At 58.4% G+C, this 16112-nt stretch carries 16 protein-coding genes and 2 pseudogenes; 10 read left to right on the top strand and 8 right to left on the bottom strand.

All coding sequences use genetic code 11. The annotated features are described in order from the left end of the window. Positions 1 to 81 precede the first annotated feature (81 nt). The 3 genes from ACTJLA_RS21280 to ACTJLA_RS21270 form a co-directional block, all read right to left on the bottom strand. Entirely contained in the window at positions 82 to 513 is a 432-nt protein-coding gene (locus ACTJLA_RS21280; protein ID WP_440842075.1) for an acyl-CoA thioesterase, read from the bottom strand. Positions 514 to 525: 12 nt separating this feature from the next. After that, the gene (locus ACTJLA_RS21275) at positions 526 to 2463 is read right to left on the bottom strand and encodes a RecQ family ATP-dependent DNA helicase (protein ID WP_440842073.1); all 1938 of its coding nucleotides are present in this window, start codon (positions 2461 to 2463) and stop codon (positions 526 to 528) included. Positions 2464 to 2687: 224 nt separating this feature from the next. After that, on the bottom strand, positions 2688 to 3863 hold the full coding sequence (locus tag ACTJLA_RS21270) for a tetratricopeptide repeat protein (protein ID WP_198861758.1): 1176 nt from the start codon (positions 3861 to 3863) through the stop codon (positions 2688 to 2690). Between the two features lie 175 nt (positions 3864 to 4038). Between ACTJLA_RS21270 and ACTJLA_RS21265 the strand changes: the two genes are divergently transcribed. The 6 genes and pseudogenes from ACTJLA_RS21265 (at position 4039) to ACTJLA_RS21240 (ending at position 7082) form a co-directional block, all read left to right on the top strand. After that, positions 4039 to 4209, top strand: a complete 171-nt coding sequence (locus ACTJLA_RS21265; RefSeq protein WP_087149535.1) for a YhfG family protein — start codon at positions 4039 to 4041, stop codon at positions 4207 to 4209. Continuing rightward, positions 4209 to 4400: pseudogene (locus tag ACTJLA_RS21260) on the top strand (cell filamentation protein Fic); the annotation flags it as partial. The gene ACTJLA_RS21265 and the pseudogene ACTJLA_RS21260, both read left to right, overlap by 1 nt. Further along, a pseudogene (locus ACTJLA_RS21255) lies at positions 4375 to 4623 on the top strand (hypothetical protein). The pseudogenes ACTJLA_RS21260 and ACTJLA_RS21255, both read left to right, overlap by 26 nt. Positions 4624 to 4912: 289 nt before the next feature. Beyond that, positions 4913 to 5389 carry a hypothetical protein gene (locus ACTJLA_RS21250; protein WP_054896649.1) on the top strand — a complete coding sequence of 159 codons (477 nt, stop codon included), beginning with the start codon at positions 4913 to 4915 and terminating at the stop codon, positions 5387 to 5389. A gap of 281 nt (positions 5390 to 5670) precedes the next feature. Continuing rightward, positions 5671 to 6027 carry a DUF1493 family protein gene (locus tag ACTJLA_RS21245; protein WP_440842072.1) on the top strand — a complete coding sequence of 119 codons (357 nt, stop codon included), beginning with the start codon at positions 5671 to 5673 and terminating at the stop codon, positions 6025 to 6027. A 191-nt stretch (positions 6028 to 6218) separates the two neighbouring features. After that, complete coding sequence (locus ACTJLA_RS21240) at positions 6219 to 7082, top strand: DMT family transporter (protein WP_229999887.1); 864 nt, start codon at positions 6219 to 6221, stop codon at positions 7080 to 7082. A 54-nt stretch (positions 7083 to 7136) separates the two neighbouring features. Here the strand turns inward: ACTJLA_RS21240 and ACTJLA_RS21235 are convergent, their stop codons facing one another. Both ACTJLA_RS21235 and hslO read right to left on the bottom strand, forming a co-directional pair. Further along, on the bottom strand, positions 7137 to 8678 hold the full coding sequence (locus ACTJLA_RS21235) for a phosphoenolpyruvate carboxykinase (RefSeq protein WP_005783824.1): 1542 nt from the start codon (positions 8676 to 8678) through the stop codon (positions 7137 to 7139). Between the two features lie 179 nt (positions 8679 to 8857). Then, entirely contained in the window at positions 8858 to 9760 is a 903-nt protein-coding gene (gene hslO, locus ACTJLA_RS21230; protein ID WP_054920269.1) for an Hsp33 family molecular chaperone HslO, read from the bottom strand. 124 nt (positions 9761 to 9884) lie between these two features. Here hslO and ACTJLA_RS21225 point away from each other — a divergent pair, with 124 nt between their 5' ends. Further along, positions 9885 to 10688, top strand: a complete 804-nt coding sequence (locus ACTJLA_RS21225; RefSeq protein ID WP_200583226.1) for a phosphatase PAP2 family protein — start codon at positions 9885 to 9887, stop codon at positions 10686 to 10688. Positions 10689 to 10763: 75 nt separating this feature from the next. Here the strand turns inward: ACTJLA_RS21225 and ACTJLA_RS21220 are convergent, their stop codons facing one another. Further along, positions 10764 to 11171, bottom strand: a complete 408-nt coding sequence (locus ACTJLA_RS21220; protein WP_440842070.1) for an RNA-binding S4 domain-containing protein — start codon at positions 11169 to 11171, stop codon at positions 10764 to 10766. Between the two features lie 116 nt (positions 11172 to 11287). On the opposite strand from ACTJLA_RS21220, the gene rimA reads away from it, so the two are divergent. From rimA to rimK, 3 genes are read left to right on the top strand one after another with little or no spacing between them, the layout of a single operon-like run. Continuing rightward, the gene (rimA, locus tag ACTJLA_RS21215; RefSeq protein ID WP_440842069.1) at positions 11288 to 12067 is read left to right on the top strand and encodes a S6 modification regulatory phosphodiesterase RimA; all 780 of its coding nucleotides are present in this window, start codon (positions 11288 to 11290) and stop codon (positions 12065 to 12067) included. 13 nt (positions 12068 to 12080) lie between these two features. Then, complete coding sequence (rimB, locus tag ACTJLA_RS21210) at positions 12081 to 12563, top strand: retropepsin-like aspartic endopeptidase RimB (RefSeq protein WP_003187676.1); 483 nt, start codon at positions 12081 to 12083, stop codon at positions 12561 to 12563. Continuing rightward, positions 12560 to 13465 carry a 30S ribosomal protein S6--L-glutamate ligase gene (gene rimK / locus ACTJLA_RS21205; RefSeq protein WP_003187674.1) on the top strand — a complete coding sequence of 302 codons (906 nt, stop codon included), beginning with the start codon at positions 12560 to 12562 and terminating at the stop codon, positions 13463 to 13465. Before rimB ends, rimK begins: the two co-directional genes overlap by 4 nt. Positions 13466 to 13605: 140 nt before the next feature. Here rimK and ACTJLA_RS21200 read toward each other — a convergent pair whose 3' ends face one another. Both ACTJLA_RS21200 and ompR read right to left on the bottom strand, forming a co-directional pair. Further along, positions 13606 to 14919, bottom strand: coding sequence for an ATP-binding protein (locus tag ACTJLA_RS21200; RefSeq protein WP_003187671.1), 1314 nt, complete (start codon positions 14917 to 14919; stop codon positions 13606 to 13608). A 117-nt stretch (positions 14920 to 15036) separates the two neighbouring features. Further along, positions 15037 to 15777 (bottom strand): osmolarity response regulator transcription factor OmpR, encoded by a 741-nt coding sequence (gene ompR / locus ACTJLA_RS21195; protein WP_003187669.1) that lies wholly within the window; start codon positions 15775 to 15777, stop codon positions 15037 to 15039. Positions 15778 to 16112 lie beyond the last annotated feature (335 nt).

The following is a 16112-nucleotide window of genomic DNA, read 5'->3' as shown; positions in this document are numbered from 1 at the left end:
AGGTTTAGACGTACTGCCTGATACTGCGCCATCGCGGGCAAGCCCGGCTCCCACATTTGGTCTGTATTGCTCGTAGGTGCGTCAAACCACCAAGCACTGCATCGCTTCGCGCAACATTCCCGGAATCGGCACTGGCTGGTTCGAGGCTCGGTCCACAAACACATGGACAAAGCGCCCCGCCGCACACGCCTCCTGCTCGCCCGCCTTGAATACCGCCAGCTCATACTGCACCGAGCTATTGCCCAGCTTGCCCACCCGCAGGCCGACCTCAATGCACTCGGGAAAAGCGATCGAGGCGAAGTAATCGCAGGCCGAACTCACCACAAACCCCACCACCTCACCGTCATGAATATCCAACCCGCCCTGTTCGATCAGGTAGGTATTAACGGCTGTGTCGAAGAAGCTGTAGTAGGTGACGTTATTCACATGGCCGTAGGCATCGTTGTCGTGCCAACGCGTGGTGATCGGTTGGAAGTGGCGGTAATCTTCGCGCACAGGCGTTGAGTCAGGCATCGGCAAGTCTCATCAAAGTTGATCCAATTGAGCATGGGCCCAGTCGCGCACCTCGGCGTAGGGGTAGTCTTCCAGCGCAGCAAAACCGGGAATGCCCCGCGCCTTCAACTTGGTAAACAACGGTACACTGATACCGCCAAGGAAACGCGTCAAACGCTCCGCATTCGGCAAGTGCCCCGTGTGCTCATGATGCCTGTGGATAAAATCACCGCACAGCCCCATGAAGTTTTTATCCACAAGCGGCGGCAGGTTCGGCAGCGCCGGCAGATGGGCGACCTGGCCGTGGCATACCGAACAATGCCCGCAACGCCGGGGCGCATTATCATCACCAAAGTAGTGCGCCAGACGTTGCCCCAGGCAGTGGTCGGTGGCGAACAGGTCGAGCATGGCGTGAATCCGCGCGACCTCCGTCACCTCATGCTGCTTGAAGCCTGTGTATAACTCGGCGCTTAACGCGTGGGGGTCGAAATGGGTGTCGAGCAAACTGTAGACCTCAGTCATCTGCTTGCTTTCGAGCTCGATCAGGCCCTGCTCCTGAAAATAATCCAGTGCCTTCACCACCCGACTACGCTCGGCATTGTGCTGTTGATAAAGCGCATCGAAATCGACCGTCGCCCAGGTTTTAGCGCGCTTGCACACCTGGATGATCGCCGCGACAAACTGCTGCCGCTCGCCGGAAAAACGCGCCAGCAAGGCTTCGGGTTCGATCAGGTATTTGAAACGGTATTCCGCATAAAACGCATAGCGCGGCGCGATCACGCCCTTGAGCTCCAACTGCACCAGGAGCGTCTTGAGCGGCAACTCGCGAATATTGCTGTGGTCCGACAGCGACCTGAGCAGGAACTCCCACTGCCCTTCACTACGCGCGGCCTGCAATTCCTCCAGTACGCGCAAAATGCCGTCCTGCTCCGGCGTATCACCGTACACGAAGTTTTCCAGCACATTGAGGCTGTCGCGGTTGGCCAACACCAGGCAATCCGACGGCTGCCCGTCACGCCCTGCGCGGCCGATTTCCTGGCTGTAGTTCTCGATTGACTTGGGCAGGTCGAAGTGCACGACATTGCGGATGTCACTCTTGTCGATGCCCATGCCAAACGCGATAGTTGCGACAATGCAATTGGAACGCCCGCCCATGAAACGCTGCTGGATACCTTCGCGTTTTTCATGGGGCAGCCCCGCGTGATAAGCCTCGGCCTGAATACCGTGGCGGTTCAGATGCTCGGAAATCTGTTCGGCGGTTTTCTGCAAGGTGACGTAGACAATACTCGGCTGGTTGGCCCGCGCTTTCATCCATTCCAGCAGCCTGCGGCGTTTGTCGTGGCCGCTGACCGGTTCCACCAGCAGGTTGAGGTTGGGGCGATAGAAGCCCGTGGTCACTACATCTTCGGCAGCAATGGCGAACTTGGCCTGCATGTCGGCGATCACCTGGGGCGTGGCCGTGGCCGTCAGCAACAGCGCCTGAGGGATGTTGAACTGGCGCTGGTAGTCCGGCAGCTTCAAATAATCCGGGCGGAAGTTGTGGCCCCATTCGGAGATACAGTGCGCCTCGTCTACCACCAGCAACGAGATCTGCACGCTGTTCAGGAAATTACGGAAACGCTCGTTCTTCAAACGCTCCACGGAAATCATCAGAATCTTGAGCTCGCCCGATCGCGCACGGGCCATTACATCATTGGCCTCATCACGGCTCTGGGCCGAGTCGATACTGCCCGCCGAAATGCCATGGCGCTGCAGGAAACCCAACTGGTCCTGCATCAACGCCAGCAACGGCGACACCACCAGCGTCAGGTGCGGCAGCAACACGGCCGACAACTGGTAACACAAGGATTTGCCCGACCCCGTAGGGAAAATGGCGGCGGCAGATCGCCCAGCCAGCACGGCGCTGACCGTCTCTTCCTGGCCCAAGCGAAAGTGTGGGTAACCAAAGACCTGCTGGAGGGTGTCGTGCATAAGGCTGTCACTCCATTGACCGCTGAGTTGGCTCAAAAACATAGCCCGGGATTCTCAGCGAATCGAGAAAGGTCGCGAGGAAAAAAGAGACAGGATGATACACAGAGGGAAGGATGGCTCAGGGCCGAAGTGGGACTTTTCCTAGAAAGTAACAAGACGCAGCAGATACAAATGTGGGAGCTGGCTAGCCCTCTCCCACATTTCAAAACCGTGCTACTGCTGAATCAGCGGTTTTGCACCCGCTCGATCGCCGTGTCATACACCGGGTTGGCCTTTTGCTCCTTGGCCAACTGGTAATGACGCAGCGCATCCGGGAACTGCCCGGCCGCTTCGTAGATGCGTGCAATGTTGTAGTAAGCACCGGCGCGCACAGTCGCGGCATTGGTACCGGTGGCCAGGGCGATAGCCTTGCGGTTGGCCCAGATCGACTCCGCGGTATTGCCGGCTTTCTGATACGCCAGGCCAAGGTTGCCGTAAGCCTTGCCGAAGCTGTTATCCAGCTCGATGGCTTGACGGAAGAAGTCGATGGCCTGGTCCAGGTTACCGGCCTGGTAGGCCGCTTCGCCCTTGAGGTTCAGCTTCTTCGCATCGGCCTGTGCCGACGTGCTCGCCGTCACGGCAGTGACGGCCACACTGTCGTCCAGCAACGGCTTGACCTCGTTGAGTACATCTTCGGCGCCAACTCTCACGCCGGTGAAGGTGTTGATGTCCTGGAAGTCGCCACTGCCGGTCATGCGGAACACAGTCCACAGGTTGCCCGTGCGGTTCTGCGGCACATAGTAAGTGCGTACCAGGGATTGTCCCATGTACACGAACACCTTGGCCTCACTGTTGGACAACTCGCTGGAGGTGGGAGAGCCGCTGTTGGAATAGTCGTGCACGGCATAGACGTAGCTTTCGCCGTAATGCTTTTTCTGCAGTGTGATGGTCTCCGGGCCATAGCTGTCGGTGTCATCCACGTCCAGTTCGGCGTCGGTGCCCTTTTTATTGTTGAAGAAGATGTTATTGCCGGGGAAGATCATATGGGAGTCGAGGTCGCGCGGAGCCTTGCCCCAGGTCAACACCACACGCAGGCCGTCGAGATTTTCCATCACCGGGCTGATGGCATAGGTCATGCCTTTGCACGGGCACTTCACCACCAGGTTGGAATAGCCAGGCTTCTTGATGATCAGCAGGTTGCTGGCATCGTCAGCCGCTTCACTGGTCAGCGTTACCTGGCCTTGCGCGTTGGTACGGCCCACCACGTTCTGCGCGCCATTACGTTGCAGCAGCACTTCGGCATCGGCGATTTTCTGGTCCTTGACCACTGCGCTCAGCACTTCAATCGGCAACTGCTCGGCCTGGGCAGAAAACGCCACCGCACACAAAGACATCGCCGAGGCGACACGAAGCAAACCCATGCTTAACTCCCTTTAAGTAGTGGGCGGAATCGCCCTACAAGATTTTGCGGTGAAACATACGCTGAAATGAGCTCGCTGGCAGATTTTTTATACAAGTTGTGACGGGCGTTTTATCCCGCCTACCGAGCTACGCATTGCGCTACATTCAAGCCTTGCTTTCCAAGAGGACGCAGCGATGAGCGAACTGACGTTTGAGCAAAAACAGGATCACTATCACAAGATCCGGCGTTCCAATTACTTGGCCAGCCTGCGCCTGGAAGGGTTCGATACCCAACCGACCGACGTCGACAAACCCCTGCCGACACGCGAAGCCGTCCTTGCCAAGTACCGCAACACCTCTAGCTGATGCTCGACAAATACGGGGTGGGCCAGGCCCCATACTGCTACCCCGGTAGCAGCACTCTGCGCAACCGCCTCCATTTGCTCGATGAGGCACGCCTGCACCAGGCCGAGCGGGAATTATCCGAAATCGCCGTAGGCAACCTTCCACTCTTTCCGCCGCCCTACGACCTTGATCGCCTGTCACCCGCTTCTCATCGACACTCAAGCATCAGCCAAAGACATCCAATCCGCCGCCCACCAGCGTATCCGCGCCGCCAGCGACTGATTGGAAACTTTCTCTTGCCTGACCTTCGAACACGCTGACCTCAAAGACATTTCCCACATCATTAATGCGCTGTACCTGCTCGTTCAGGACGGCTGTGATTTGTTGGAAGCCGCGCAACACGTTCAGCTGCAACCTGAACAAGCGCAAGTCTAAGCAACACCTGTGTAGGAGCGAGCTTGCTCGTGAAAATCGCCAACGATGACGCGGTAAATCAGAAAAAACGCGGCGCCCTTGAGTTTTTCGCGAGCAAGCTCGCTCCTACAACTGATCAGCTTTACCCATCACATCGTTGCAAGCCATAAATGCCGGAGGCTTTTGTAAGATACTGCCAAACGTCACGCCATCCGTTTCCCAAACTGCTTCAAATACCCGTTCAACCCTCTATACCAGTTACGCGTAGCCGACTGAACATAACCTCCTATCAACTGTCTCGGAAAAAACCGTGAACATCGAAAGGACTCAATATATCGGCCACTATGGCATCACTTTCACGGTAATTCGACTCACCGTGATGCCAAGCAATCGACAAGAGCTAGCCACACTTTGCTTGCTGGAAGCAAAAGCTTCAGCGATAGAGGTCCGCTTGCGGCTTCAGAAGTTGTACGAAAGGATGCTCGCCCGAGATCTACCCTGCGTCATGACAGTGGCCGTCTCAAAGCCACTGACCAGGAAGCACGCAGATAGCTTGAACAATCGGAACAACCTCATAAAAGAAATCATTTCTGGCGCAGTTGCAGCCCCTGTCGGGATCATATCCAGCAAAGCAGAATCGATAGTCGAGAACGCTATCAGCGATTTGATTTCTCGCAGGATCCGCAACTTTCACAGCGCAGACATCGTCATCGGCCTTGATGCTCAGGTCAGCGGTGGCATAGGCCCGCAGCGCTCAAGTGTCTCAATGCATGTGCACTCCAGATGAACTTTAGTCAATGGCTTTACCTACAAACAGCGCTATTGTTCGCTCTCCATCTGCTGCTGTATTACAAAATCACTGACGGCACGTTAAGAACGCGTTTCGCCGTTACCTTCATCGTAACGGGACTGCTTCTGTTGTTCTGGCTACCCTACATCGCCATTGTCCTGAACATTCAACTTCTTCCCCTAGCCTTGTTCTTGATAGGCTTGGCTCTCTTCATCACGCGAAACAAATACCGCCTGCAACGTGACAGGCCCCCTCACCCACGCCTGCGTGCCCCCACCATGAACCTGGCCCCCAACTTCCCAGAAGACCCTGCCATGCAGCAACTTCTGCAATTGCTGCATGAAGAAATCGGCTTGCCAACACACAAGACCATTGGCTTGCACACCTCACTGAACTTCGACCTCGGGTGCGATGGTGCTGAGGCCAAGCAATTCATGGAGGCGCTGGAGCAGGATTTTGGTGTCGACCTGAGCGACTACGACGCTTATCGTTACTTCCAGCCGCCGGTGTTCGACGTGTTCCTGAAGCGTCGCGCCAAAGGCCGTGGTGACAAGATTCCGCTGACCATCGGCATGCTCTACCTGGCGATCAAGACCCACCGCTGGGACACGCAGACGCTGGAAAACCTGAGCTGAATCCAATGAAGGATTTTTTGTAGGGGCGAGCTTGCTCGCGAAAAACTCACAGGCGCCGCGTTCATTCAGCAAGCACGCGTTATCGTTGACGTTTTTCGCGAGCAAGCTCGCTCCTACAGTATTAGGGCAAGCCCGCTCCCACACTGGATCTGCGCTAATCTGGCGAGCCGTATAAATAACAAGGACCTTACATGGACGTAACAATGGGCCTGCTGGCCGCCCTGCTCTGGGGCGGCACGGACTTTCTGGTGGGCCTCAACGCCCGAGCCGTTGGCGTAAAACGCGCGGTGTATTTCGGCCAAGCCCTCGGTTTTTTGATCATGACCCTCCTGCTGGTCATTTTCCCAGCCTTCCTTTTCAAATCCCTTGATGCACCGTTAAGCGTTTGGCTCCTGGGCGTCGCCGCCGCTCTGCTGACGGTGTCCGGCGCCCTTGCGCTGTCCAAAGCCTTTGCCTTGGGCAAAGCGGCCATCGTCGCGCCATTGGTGACGTCCTATGGGGTCGTGACCACCTTGCTGTCCTGGGCCAGCGGTGAACACATCAGCCTGATACAACTGGGCTGCATCGCCCTGTGCGTGATCGGCGTTGTGCTGTCCAGCATTCACAAGGACAACGGTACGCCTCACAACAACCCGCGCCTGTCCATTGCCTACGCCATGTCCGCCGCAACCCTGTACGGCACCAGTTTCTGGCTGCAAGGTCGCTACACACTGCCAGCGCTGGGGCCAATCACCATGTTGTGGCTGGGTTACCTGGTGGGCTTGTGCGTGCTGGTGGTGATGGTGCTGAAGATCAAGGATGGCTTGAAGATCCCGCCGCTGAAAAATTGCGCGACGTTGACCGGTGCGAGCTTGATGAACCTCGGCGGGTTCTCGGCATTTTCGTGGGGCGCGATGGCCGGCTCGGTGTCGGTGGTGACGGTGATCAGTACGCTCTCTGGAGGGATCGCGGCGATCCTGGGGTTTGTATTTTTCAAGGAGCGTTTGTCAGCGGTGCAGGTCGCAGGCGTTGTACTGGTGCTGGTCGGTGCAGTGGTACTGCACATCGCCGACTAATCGTTCGCCCATAAAAAAGCCGCCTAAGAGGCGGCTTTTTTACAACGGCGAATCTTACAACTTAGGACCCGCCGCCTTGATCGCATCGCTGACTTCAAACTTCTTGAAGTTTTCGATGAACAGGCCAGCCAGAGCTTTCGCTGCTTCGTCGTAGGCAGCCTTGTCAGCCCAGGTGTTGCGTGGGTTCAACAGGCCGGTTTCAACGCCCGGTACGGCCAATGGCACGTCGAGGTTGATGGTGTCCAGGTGTTCGGTTTGCGCACCGATCAACGCACCGCTCTGGATCGCTGCAATCACGCCGCGAGTGGTCGGGATGTTGAAGCGTTTGCCGACGCCGTAGCCGCCGCCGGTCCAGCCGGTGTTGACCAGGTAGACCTTTGAGCCGAAACCACGGATACGCTTGATCAGAAGCTCTGCGTATTCGCCAGCCGGGCGTGGGAAGAACGGCGCGCCGAAGCAGGTGGAGAAGGTCGACTTGATGCCGCTGCCCGAACCCATTTCGGTCGAGCCCACCAGAGCGGTGTAGCCGGACAGGAAGTGGTAGGCCGCTTGTTCTTCGCTGAGGATCGACACAGGCGGCAGTACGCCGGTCAGGTCGCAGGTCAGGAAGATCACCGCGTTTGGCTCGCCGCCCAGGTTCTTCTCGGAACGCTTGGCAACGTGCTCCAGCGGGTAGGCGGCACGGCTGTTCTGGGTCAGGCTGACGTCGGCGTAGTCGGCGTGCTTGGCCTCGTCGATCACGACGTTTTCCAGCACAGCGCCGTGCTTGATAGCTTTCCAGATAACCGGCTCGTTCTTCTCGGACAGGTCGATGCACTTGGCATAGCAACCGCCTTCGATATTGAACACCACGCCTTCGCCCCAGCCGTGCTCGTCGTCACCGATCAGGTAACGGCTTTCGTCGGCGGACAGGGTGGTCTTGCCAGTGCCGGACAGGCCGAAGAACAGGGTCACATCGCCTGCTTCGCCAATGTTGGCGGCGCAGTGCATCGGCAGCACGTCGGCAGCCGGCAGCAGGAAGTTCTGCACCGAGAACATGGCTTTTTTCATTTCACCGGCGTAACGCATGCCGGCAATCAGTACTTTTTTCTGAGCGAAGTTGAGGATCACGCAACCGTCGGAGTTGGTACCGTCACGCTCTGGTACGCACTCGAAGTTGGCCACGTTGAGCACTTGCCACTCTTCACGACCGGCCGGGTTGTACTGGGCCGGGTTGATGAACAGGCAACGACCGAACAGGTTCTGCCAGGCAGTCTGGGTGGTCATTTTCACGGCCAGGTAGTGGTCTTCTGCAGCCCCTACGTGAACATGGGAAACGAAATGCTCTTGCGCGTTATTGAACGCCTCGACGCGAGCCCACAGGGCATCGAACTTGTCGGCCGGGAACTTGCGGTTGATCGGGCCCCAGGCGATGGCGTCCTGGGTGGAAGGCTCTTCAACGATGAAACGGTCAACCGGCGAACGACCGGTGCGGTGACCGGTTTCTACGACCAGCGCGCCAGTATCGGCAAGCACGCCTTCACCGCGCTGCAGGGCTTCTTTGACCAGATCGTCAACACTCAGATCGGTGTATACGGCGTTATTGGCTTGCGTCATGAGGTTCCCCGTCGGCCTATGGCCGAGTGCTCCAAACGTTTTGTAGTAGAAAGTTGCGCACTACTACCGCGAAAAAAGTGGGCCGGATTATGCCAGAAAAGCCCAAAAAGAGTAGGGCCCTCCCGTCAGAACACCTCTAATCCGGCGTTTGTCAGGTGATTTACCTGTGCTTAAACGTTTTAGTGGCGGGTGTCGGAAGGGGTGTCGCTGCCTGCGCCGGCGAACAATTGCGCTACATCAGCCGCGTCGAACAGGTAGCGCTGGTTGCAGAACTGGCAGTCGATCTCGATATGGCCGCCATGTTCCACCACCAGATTTTGCGCATCTTCCAGGCCCAGGCTGACCAGCGCGTTACCGGAACGCTCGCGCGAGCAACTGCAGTGAAAATGCAGGCCCTGTGCGTCGAACAGGCGCACGGCCTCTTCGTGGTAGAGGCGGTGCAGGATGGTTTCGTTGTCCAGGCCCAGCAGTTCTTCGGCCTTCAAGGTGTCGGCCAAGGCGATGATATGCCGCCAGCTTTCGGCACGATCATCCTCATCCTTGATGCGATCGGCCGGCAGTTGTTGCACCAGCAAACCACGGGCGCGCTTGCCGTCGGCGTTAAGCCAGAACTTGGTGCCCACTTGCTGGGACATAACGAAGTAGTTGGTGAAGCATTCCGACAGGGTCTGGCCGTCGAGGTCGACAATACCCTGGTACCGCTGGCCTTCAGTCGGGTCGACAGTCAGTGCCAGGACGCCGTTGGGCATCAGGTCGGCCAAGGTGGCATCTGCGGCAATCTGGTCAGCCTCGTAACGGGCCAGGCCACGGATCTCGCGCTCGCTCGAGCACTCGATCATCAACATGGGCACTGGCCCTTCGGAACGAGCCTGCAAGATCAGCAAACCGTCGAACTTCATGGTGCCCACCAGCAGCGCCGCGGCGGCCATCAACTCGCCGAGCAATTGCGCGACCGGCTCCGGATAGGCGTGTTTGGCAAGGACTTCGGCATAGCTGAGCTCCAACGAAACCATCTCGCCGCGGGCATCGCTCTCATCGAAGATGAAGCGTTGGGTGAAGTCGGTATCCGGTAGATCAGTCATAGGTCTGGGTATCTGAAGTGATGACAAAATGATTACAAGGTTTATAAAATTAAACGCTTTAGCACCATCTTGGTGCGACTTCTCCTGAATTCAAGGAGCTGAATAGAGCGATGAGGGACAGTTTATGAACAATCCGGGTTTGTTCCAAGCCAACTGGAACCTCCGGCGATGGGCTCTTTGCAATCTACTCGCTATCGGACTGCTGTGTTTTTGGCTGTGGCCCACGGGCCAGATGCTCTGTGTGATTTTCGACGAGTGGCTGTTTCATCTGCTCAATGGCCCATTGGCCACGAACTCGACCTGGCTACATGTGTGGGCCGTGGCCAGCCTGCGGCCGTTTGATGCAGTGGTCGGCGTGATTTTGCTGGCACTGCTGATTCGCGGCGATTGGGTGTTCAAGGCCGTACACGTGCGCCAGGCGTTTTTTGGCTTCCTCGGCATTCTGCTGCTATTGCTGTTTATCCGCATGCTGTTCTCAAAACTCGCGGCGCACATGGGCTGGCAGCACAGTAGCCCGTCGATGGTCATCAGCGGCGCGATTCAAATGAGCGACTTTTTCCCAGGGTTGGAGAAAACCTGGGAATTGAAGGACCGCTCGAGCCAGAGCTTCCCCGGCGACCATGCTTCGGTGCTATTGATCTGGGCGATGTTCATGAGCGTGTTCGCCCGGCGCATCGGCCAGGTGCTGGTGATCTGGGGCCTGGCGCTGCTGTTCATGATGCCGCGGCTGGTAGCCGGCGCGCACTGGGGCCAGGACGATTATATCGGTGGCGTACTGCTGGCGCTGTTGGCGCTGGGGTGGGGGTATTACACGCCGTTTGCGGCGAAGGTGTCGGGCGCTTTGTTGCGGATGACGGCGCCGCTTTTCGGGCTACTGAGCAAGTTGCCCGTTATTGGGCGGTTGAGTGTCATGCGCACCACTCCGTAACCCCCCAGGGCTAAAAGTGGGAGCGGGCAAGCCCGCTTCCACATTTGATCGAGTTTGCATGGGCGACTCGTGCAATCAATCGTCATTGCCGCTGCCGCGAAACTTGAACAGATCGCGGCGCTGCTTCTTGCTCGGCTTGCCGTCAGTGGTCAGGCCTGAAGCCCCTGCCTTGCGCATGGCCGCAGCGTTTTCGCGCTTCGCGATGCTGGCTTCGGTCTCGGCATACAGTGCCTGCGCTTCAGGCGCGCCCCGGCGGATGATGGAAAGCGCCTGTACCACGATGGTTTTTTCATCAAACCCTGTACGAATCTGAAACTCGTCGCCGACGCGCGGCTCCTTTCCCGGCTTGCAGCGCTCGCCGCGATGATGCACCTTGCCGCTCTCGATAGCGGCCTTGGCCAGAGCGCGGGTCTTATAGAACCGCGCTGCCCACAACCACTTGTCCAGCCGGACCTTCTCTTCATCTTCCTGCTTTTGAGCCACTTGAATTCCTCGCTCTGAAAAATGTCGCAACTTTACCGTTGAAACCCTTCGACGCATAAACCCCAAGGCTCACCTAAGATACGCCAGGTAGCACCCTGTTTTCGCGAGGATACGCCGTGACCGACTTTCCCCTTTCACTCACCTCGCCCAACCAGCGGTGCGTGGGTTGCCAGCAAAGTGAGCCTCTGGGGTTCGATTTTGCGTTCGCCTACCAGCCTATCGTAGATCTGCGTGACCATTCGATCTTCGCCAACGAAGCCTTGGTACGCGGTCCCCAGGGAGAAGGCGCGCTGTCGGTGCTGGCTCAGGTCAACGAAACCAATCGCTACCGCTTCGACCAGCGCTGCCGGACCAAGGCCATCGCCGGTGCCGCAGCCCTGGGCATGCAGACTCACCTTTCCATCAACTTCATGCCCAATGCTGTATATCGTCCGGAACTGTGTATCCGCAGCACTCTGGAGGCCGCCCAGGCGCACAATTTCCCGCTGGACCGGCTGATTTTCGAGACCCTGGAAAGCGAGCACGTAGATAACTATCGCCATTTGACGAATATTCTGCGTGAATACCGCGAATTCGGCTTCAAGACCGCCATCGACGATTTCGGCGCGGGCTATTCGGGGCTGAACCTGCTGGCCGATTTCCAACCTGACTTGATCAAGCTCGACATGGCGCTGATTCGCGATGTCGACCAGGATCGTGTCCGTCAGGTGATCGTCCGGGGGATTGTCACAATCTGTGAGCAGTTGGGGGTTACTGTCATCGCCGAGGGCATCGAAAGTGCCGGCGAGCGCGACTTCCTGTCCGACTGCGGAATATTTCTGATGCAGGGCTTCTGGTTCGCCAAGCCCGCATTCAAAGCGTTGGCTGAGGTATCTCCTCAAGCCTGGGCGAATTGACCGGTTAACCATATTGAAGACATTTGACCATTTGACCGTTGTGGGTCTGCGTGAGTGGGTGGCACTTCCCGACTTGGGAGTGGCGGGCCTGCGGGCGAAGATCGACACCGGTGCCAGTACCTCAAGCCTGCACGCCACCGATATCGAGCCCTTTGAGCGCGACGGTGAAAAGTGGGTGCGTTTTACCGCGCACCTGGGCAGCGTGGTGCAACTGCGTCACCGCCGCTGTGAAGCGCCCCTGGTGACGATGAAAACCATCAAGAGCTCCAACGGCCATGCACAGGTGCGCTACGTGATCAGCACCACCCTGGCCCTGGGTGATCGGGTATGGCGGGTGGAGTTCACCCTCGCCTGTCGCAAAGCCATGCGTTACCGCCTGCTGCTGGGCTCCAAGGCGCTGATTGACGGCCAGTTGGTGGTCAATCCAGGCCTCAAGTACGTTCAAGACAAGCCGGTGTTCCCGGTCTCCACTATTTCTGCCCCAGGTGCTGCATGAAGATTGCTGTGCTGTCGCGAAACCCGCGTCTGTATTCCACCCGCCGCCTGGTCGAGGCCGGCACTGAACGTGGCCATGAAATGGTGGTGATCGACACGTTGCGTGCCTACATGAACATTGCCAGCCACAAGCCGCAGATCCACTACCGGGGCAAACCCCTGGAAGGCTTTGACGCGGTAATCCCGCGTATCGGCGCTTCGGTGACCTTCTATGGCTGCGCGGTATTGCGCCAGTTTGAAATGATGGGGGTGTTTCCGCTGAATGAATCCGTGGCCATTGCGCGCTCGCGGGACAAGCTGCGCTCCCTGCAACTGCTGTCGCGCCGGGGCATCGGTCTGCCGGTCACCGGTTTTGCCCACTCTCCGGACGACATTCCCGACCTGATCGAGATGGTCAATGGCGCACCGCTGGTGATCAAGGTACTGGAAGGCACCCAGGGCATCGGAGTGGTGCTGTGTGAAACAGCAACGGCGGCGGAGTCGGTGATTGAGGCGTTCATGGGCCTCAAGCAGAACATCATGGTGCAGGAATACATCAAGGAAGCGGGCGGCGCGGACATTCGCTGCTTCGTGGTGGGCGACAAGGTGATCGCAGCCATGAAGCGCCAGGCCAAGCCCGGTGAGTTCCGCTCCAACCTGCACCGTGGCGGCAGCGCCAGCCTGATCAAGATCACCCCGGAAGAGCGCATGACCGCGCTGCGGGCGGCCAAGGTGATGGGGCTGAGTGTGGCGGGTGTGGACATCCTGCGCTCCAACCATGGCCCCCTGGTGATGGAAGTAAACTCATCGCCGGGCCTGGAAGGGATCGAAACCACCACCGGTAAGGATGTGGCGGGGATCATCATTCAGCATCTGGAAAAGAATGGCGGGCCGAATATGACTCGGACCAAGGGAAAGGGCTGAATACCCACATCTGCCACACGCCGCAAACCACTGTGGGAGCTGGCTTGCCTACGATAACGCCGGTACATTCAACATCGTCGTTGAATGAACTACCGCTATCGCAGGCAAGCCAGCTCCCACATTTGCATTCATATTGCTTGTTAGACAGCGTCTCGAGGCAGCATCAACCCCAGCGGCAGCCGCACCCGCGCTTCCAACCCGCCGCCTTCACGGTTGCGCAACTCGACATTGCCGCCATGCATCGACGCAATCCGCCGCACAATCGCCAACCCCAACCCGGTGCCCTTGCCTCCTCGGGCGCGGTCGCCACGGGTGAAGGGGTTGAAGATACCCTCCAGCTCAGCCGGGTCGATTCCTGTGCCACGGTCCATCACGCTCAGCACCACGTAAGGCGCGGCACTGTCGCCAGAAACGTACGCCGCCACTTCCACATCGGAACCGGCATGGTGCAAGGCGTTGCCAATCAAGTTGTTCAGCAGGCGCTTCATCGACACCCGGCGTAATGCGAACGGCTGGATCGGCTCCAGGCGCGTGCGCACCTGCTCACCATTCTGGTTATAGGGCGCAACCACCTCACGCACGAGGTCGGTGAGGTCGACCTCCTCGACCACTTCATCCCGCCCGTCACGGATGAACGCCAGGAACTGGTCCAGAATAGCGTCCATGTCCTCGATGTCGCGCACCATGTCATCGGTGAGGTCGGTATGGTCCCCCATCAACTCCAGGGACAACCGTAATCGCGTCAGCGGCGTGCGCAAGTCATGGGACACCCCCGCCAGCATCAACTCGCGTTCGCGCCCGGCCTGTTCGACATCTTCTGCCATCTGGTTGAAGGCGCCGTACACCTCGGTCATCTCACTGGGCGTGTCGCTGACCGGCAAGCGCACACTGCGCCCCTGGCCCAGTTGGCGAGCGGCGAACACCAGGCGCTTGAGGGGTTGGTTGAGCTGGCGGACGAAAATCCACGCGGACGCCGTTGAGAGCAAGCCAATGGCCAGGAACCAGCCCAACACGTTCCAGATTTTTTGCCCCCGCAGCGGGTGCGGATAAAGCGGAACCTTGATCCAGGCATCCCCCAGGCTTGGCGCTCGCACCCACAGCGCAGGCGAAACATGCATACGCAGCCGCACCTCGGTGTCCGCGCCCAACTCGGCCTGCATCTGGCGCTGGTAGATCTCGCTGTAAGGCCAATGCTGCTCGCCTTCAGGCACACCAGCGCCGTCAACCCGCGTCAGCGTCGACGCCTTGGCTACTTTTTCGCGGTTCTCAGGGTCTACCGCCCAATAACCACGCAACGTCAGGGCGACACCATGGCTGTACTGCCGGTCCACCAGCACGTCTTCGTTCATCAATAGATAAACCAGCGTGAGCGCCTTGGAAAACAGAACGACAATAAGCACCAGCCAGAGGGTGCGGGAGAAGAAACTTTGTGGGAACCACAGCGGGGTTTTCATAGATGAAAGCTGCACACCTTGCAGGAACGAGCGGCGCTCGCAGAATTGCAGACGCCGGGCATCCCGTCGCCCCTCATGGAGTCAAACGCCAGGATACCCGCCCCTGCAAATCATCGGTCACTTGGTTGCGGTGCCATCCGGCACAAACACATAACCCACACCCCACACCGTCTGGATATACCGCGGCTTGGACGGGTCTGGCTCGATCATCCGGCGCAATCGGGAAATCTGCACGTCGATGGAGCGCTCGAGGGCGTCCCATTCCCGGCCACGGGCCAGGTTCATCAGCTTGTCACGGGTCAGCGGCTGGCGAGCGTTCATCACCAGGGCCTTGAGCACTGCGAATTCGCCGGTGGTGAGCATGTGCACTTCTTCACCGCGCTTGAGCTCACGGGTGGCCAGCGACAATTCGTAATCGCCAAAGGTGACGCTTTCGTCTTCGCTGCCCGGTGCACCCGGTACCGCCGGTGCCTGGCGACGCAACACGGCCTTGACCCGCGCCATCAGCTCATCGGGGTTGAACGGCTTGGCCAGGTAGTCATCAGCGCCCAGCTCCAGGCCCTTGATGCGGCTCAGTTCATCGCCCTTGGCGGTGAGCATGATGATCGGGATCTGATTGTTCGCACCGCGCAGGCGCTTGCAGGCAGTGAGGCCGTCTTCACCGGGCAACATCAGGTCGAGTACGACCAGGTTGAAAACTTCACGCCCTAACAGACGATCCATCTGTTCGGTGTTCGGCACCGCGCGGGCACGATAGCCCTTGGAGTTGAAAAAACGCTCCAGCAGGCTGCTCAGCCCCGGATCGTCATCAACGATGAGAATTTTTTCGCCTTCAGCAGTTTGTGCGGTGCTGCTCATTGGATGCTCCTCTTATCTCGGCGCGCATTATGGCGTAGCTGCCGTTATACGCACCGTGTGCATTGTTAGCAGATTTTTCATCTACTGCCAGCGAACCCGCGCCCTACAAGCTGCGGCGCAGTAGCCCCCAAGGGCAGAACGCTGGTTATAATGCGGCGCCTCCGTGCAGGGCAACGTCAGATCGTTACCGTTTGCTGCCGGGCTTTTTTTACCCGCTTGTCGTGACTTTTTCGATTTCGAGGGTCAATAGCCAGCCTCTTGACCCAGGCAGCGGCGCCAGTCGGGCCGCTCAACCAGCCTCGCCGAGCCTTGTTTTTACGGGCCGGCGCGCTGAT

The sequence above is a fragment of the Pseudomonas sp. 22072 genome (assembly GCF_052046095.1).
In the GTDB taxonomy this organism is placed as follows: Bacteria; Pseudomonadota; Gammaproteobacteria; order Pseudomonadales; family Pseudomonadaceae; genus Aquipseudomonas; species Aquipseudomonas paracarnis.
This window is presented reverse-complemented; position numbering and strand designations above follow the sequence as displayed.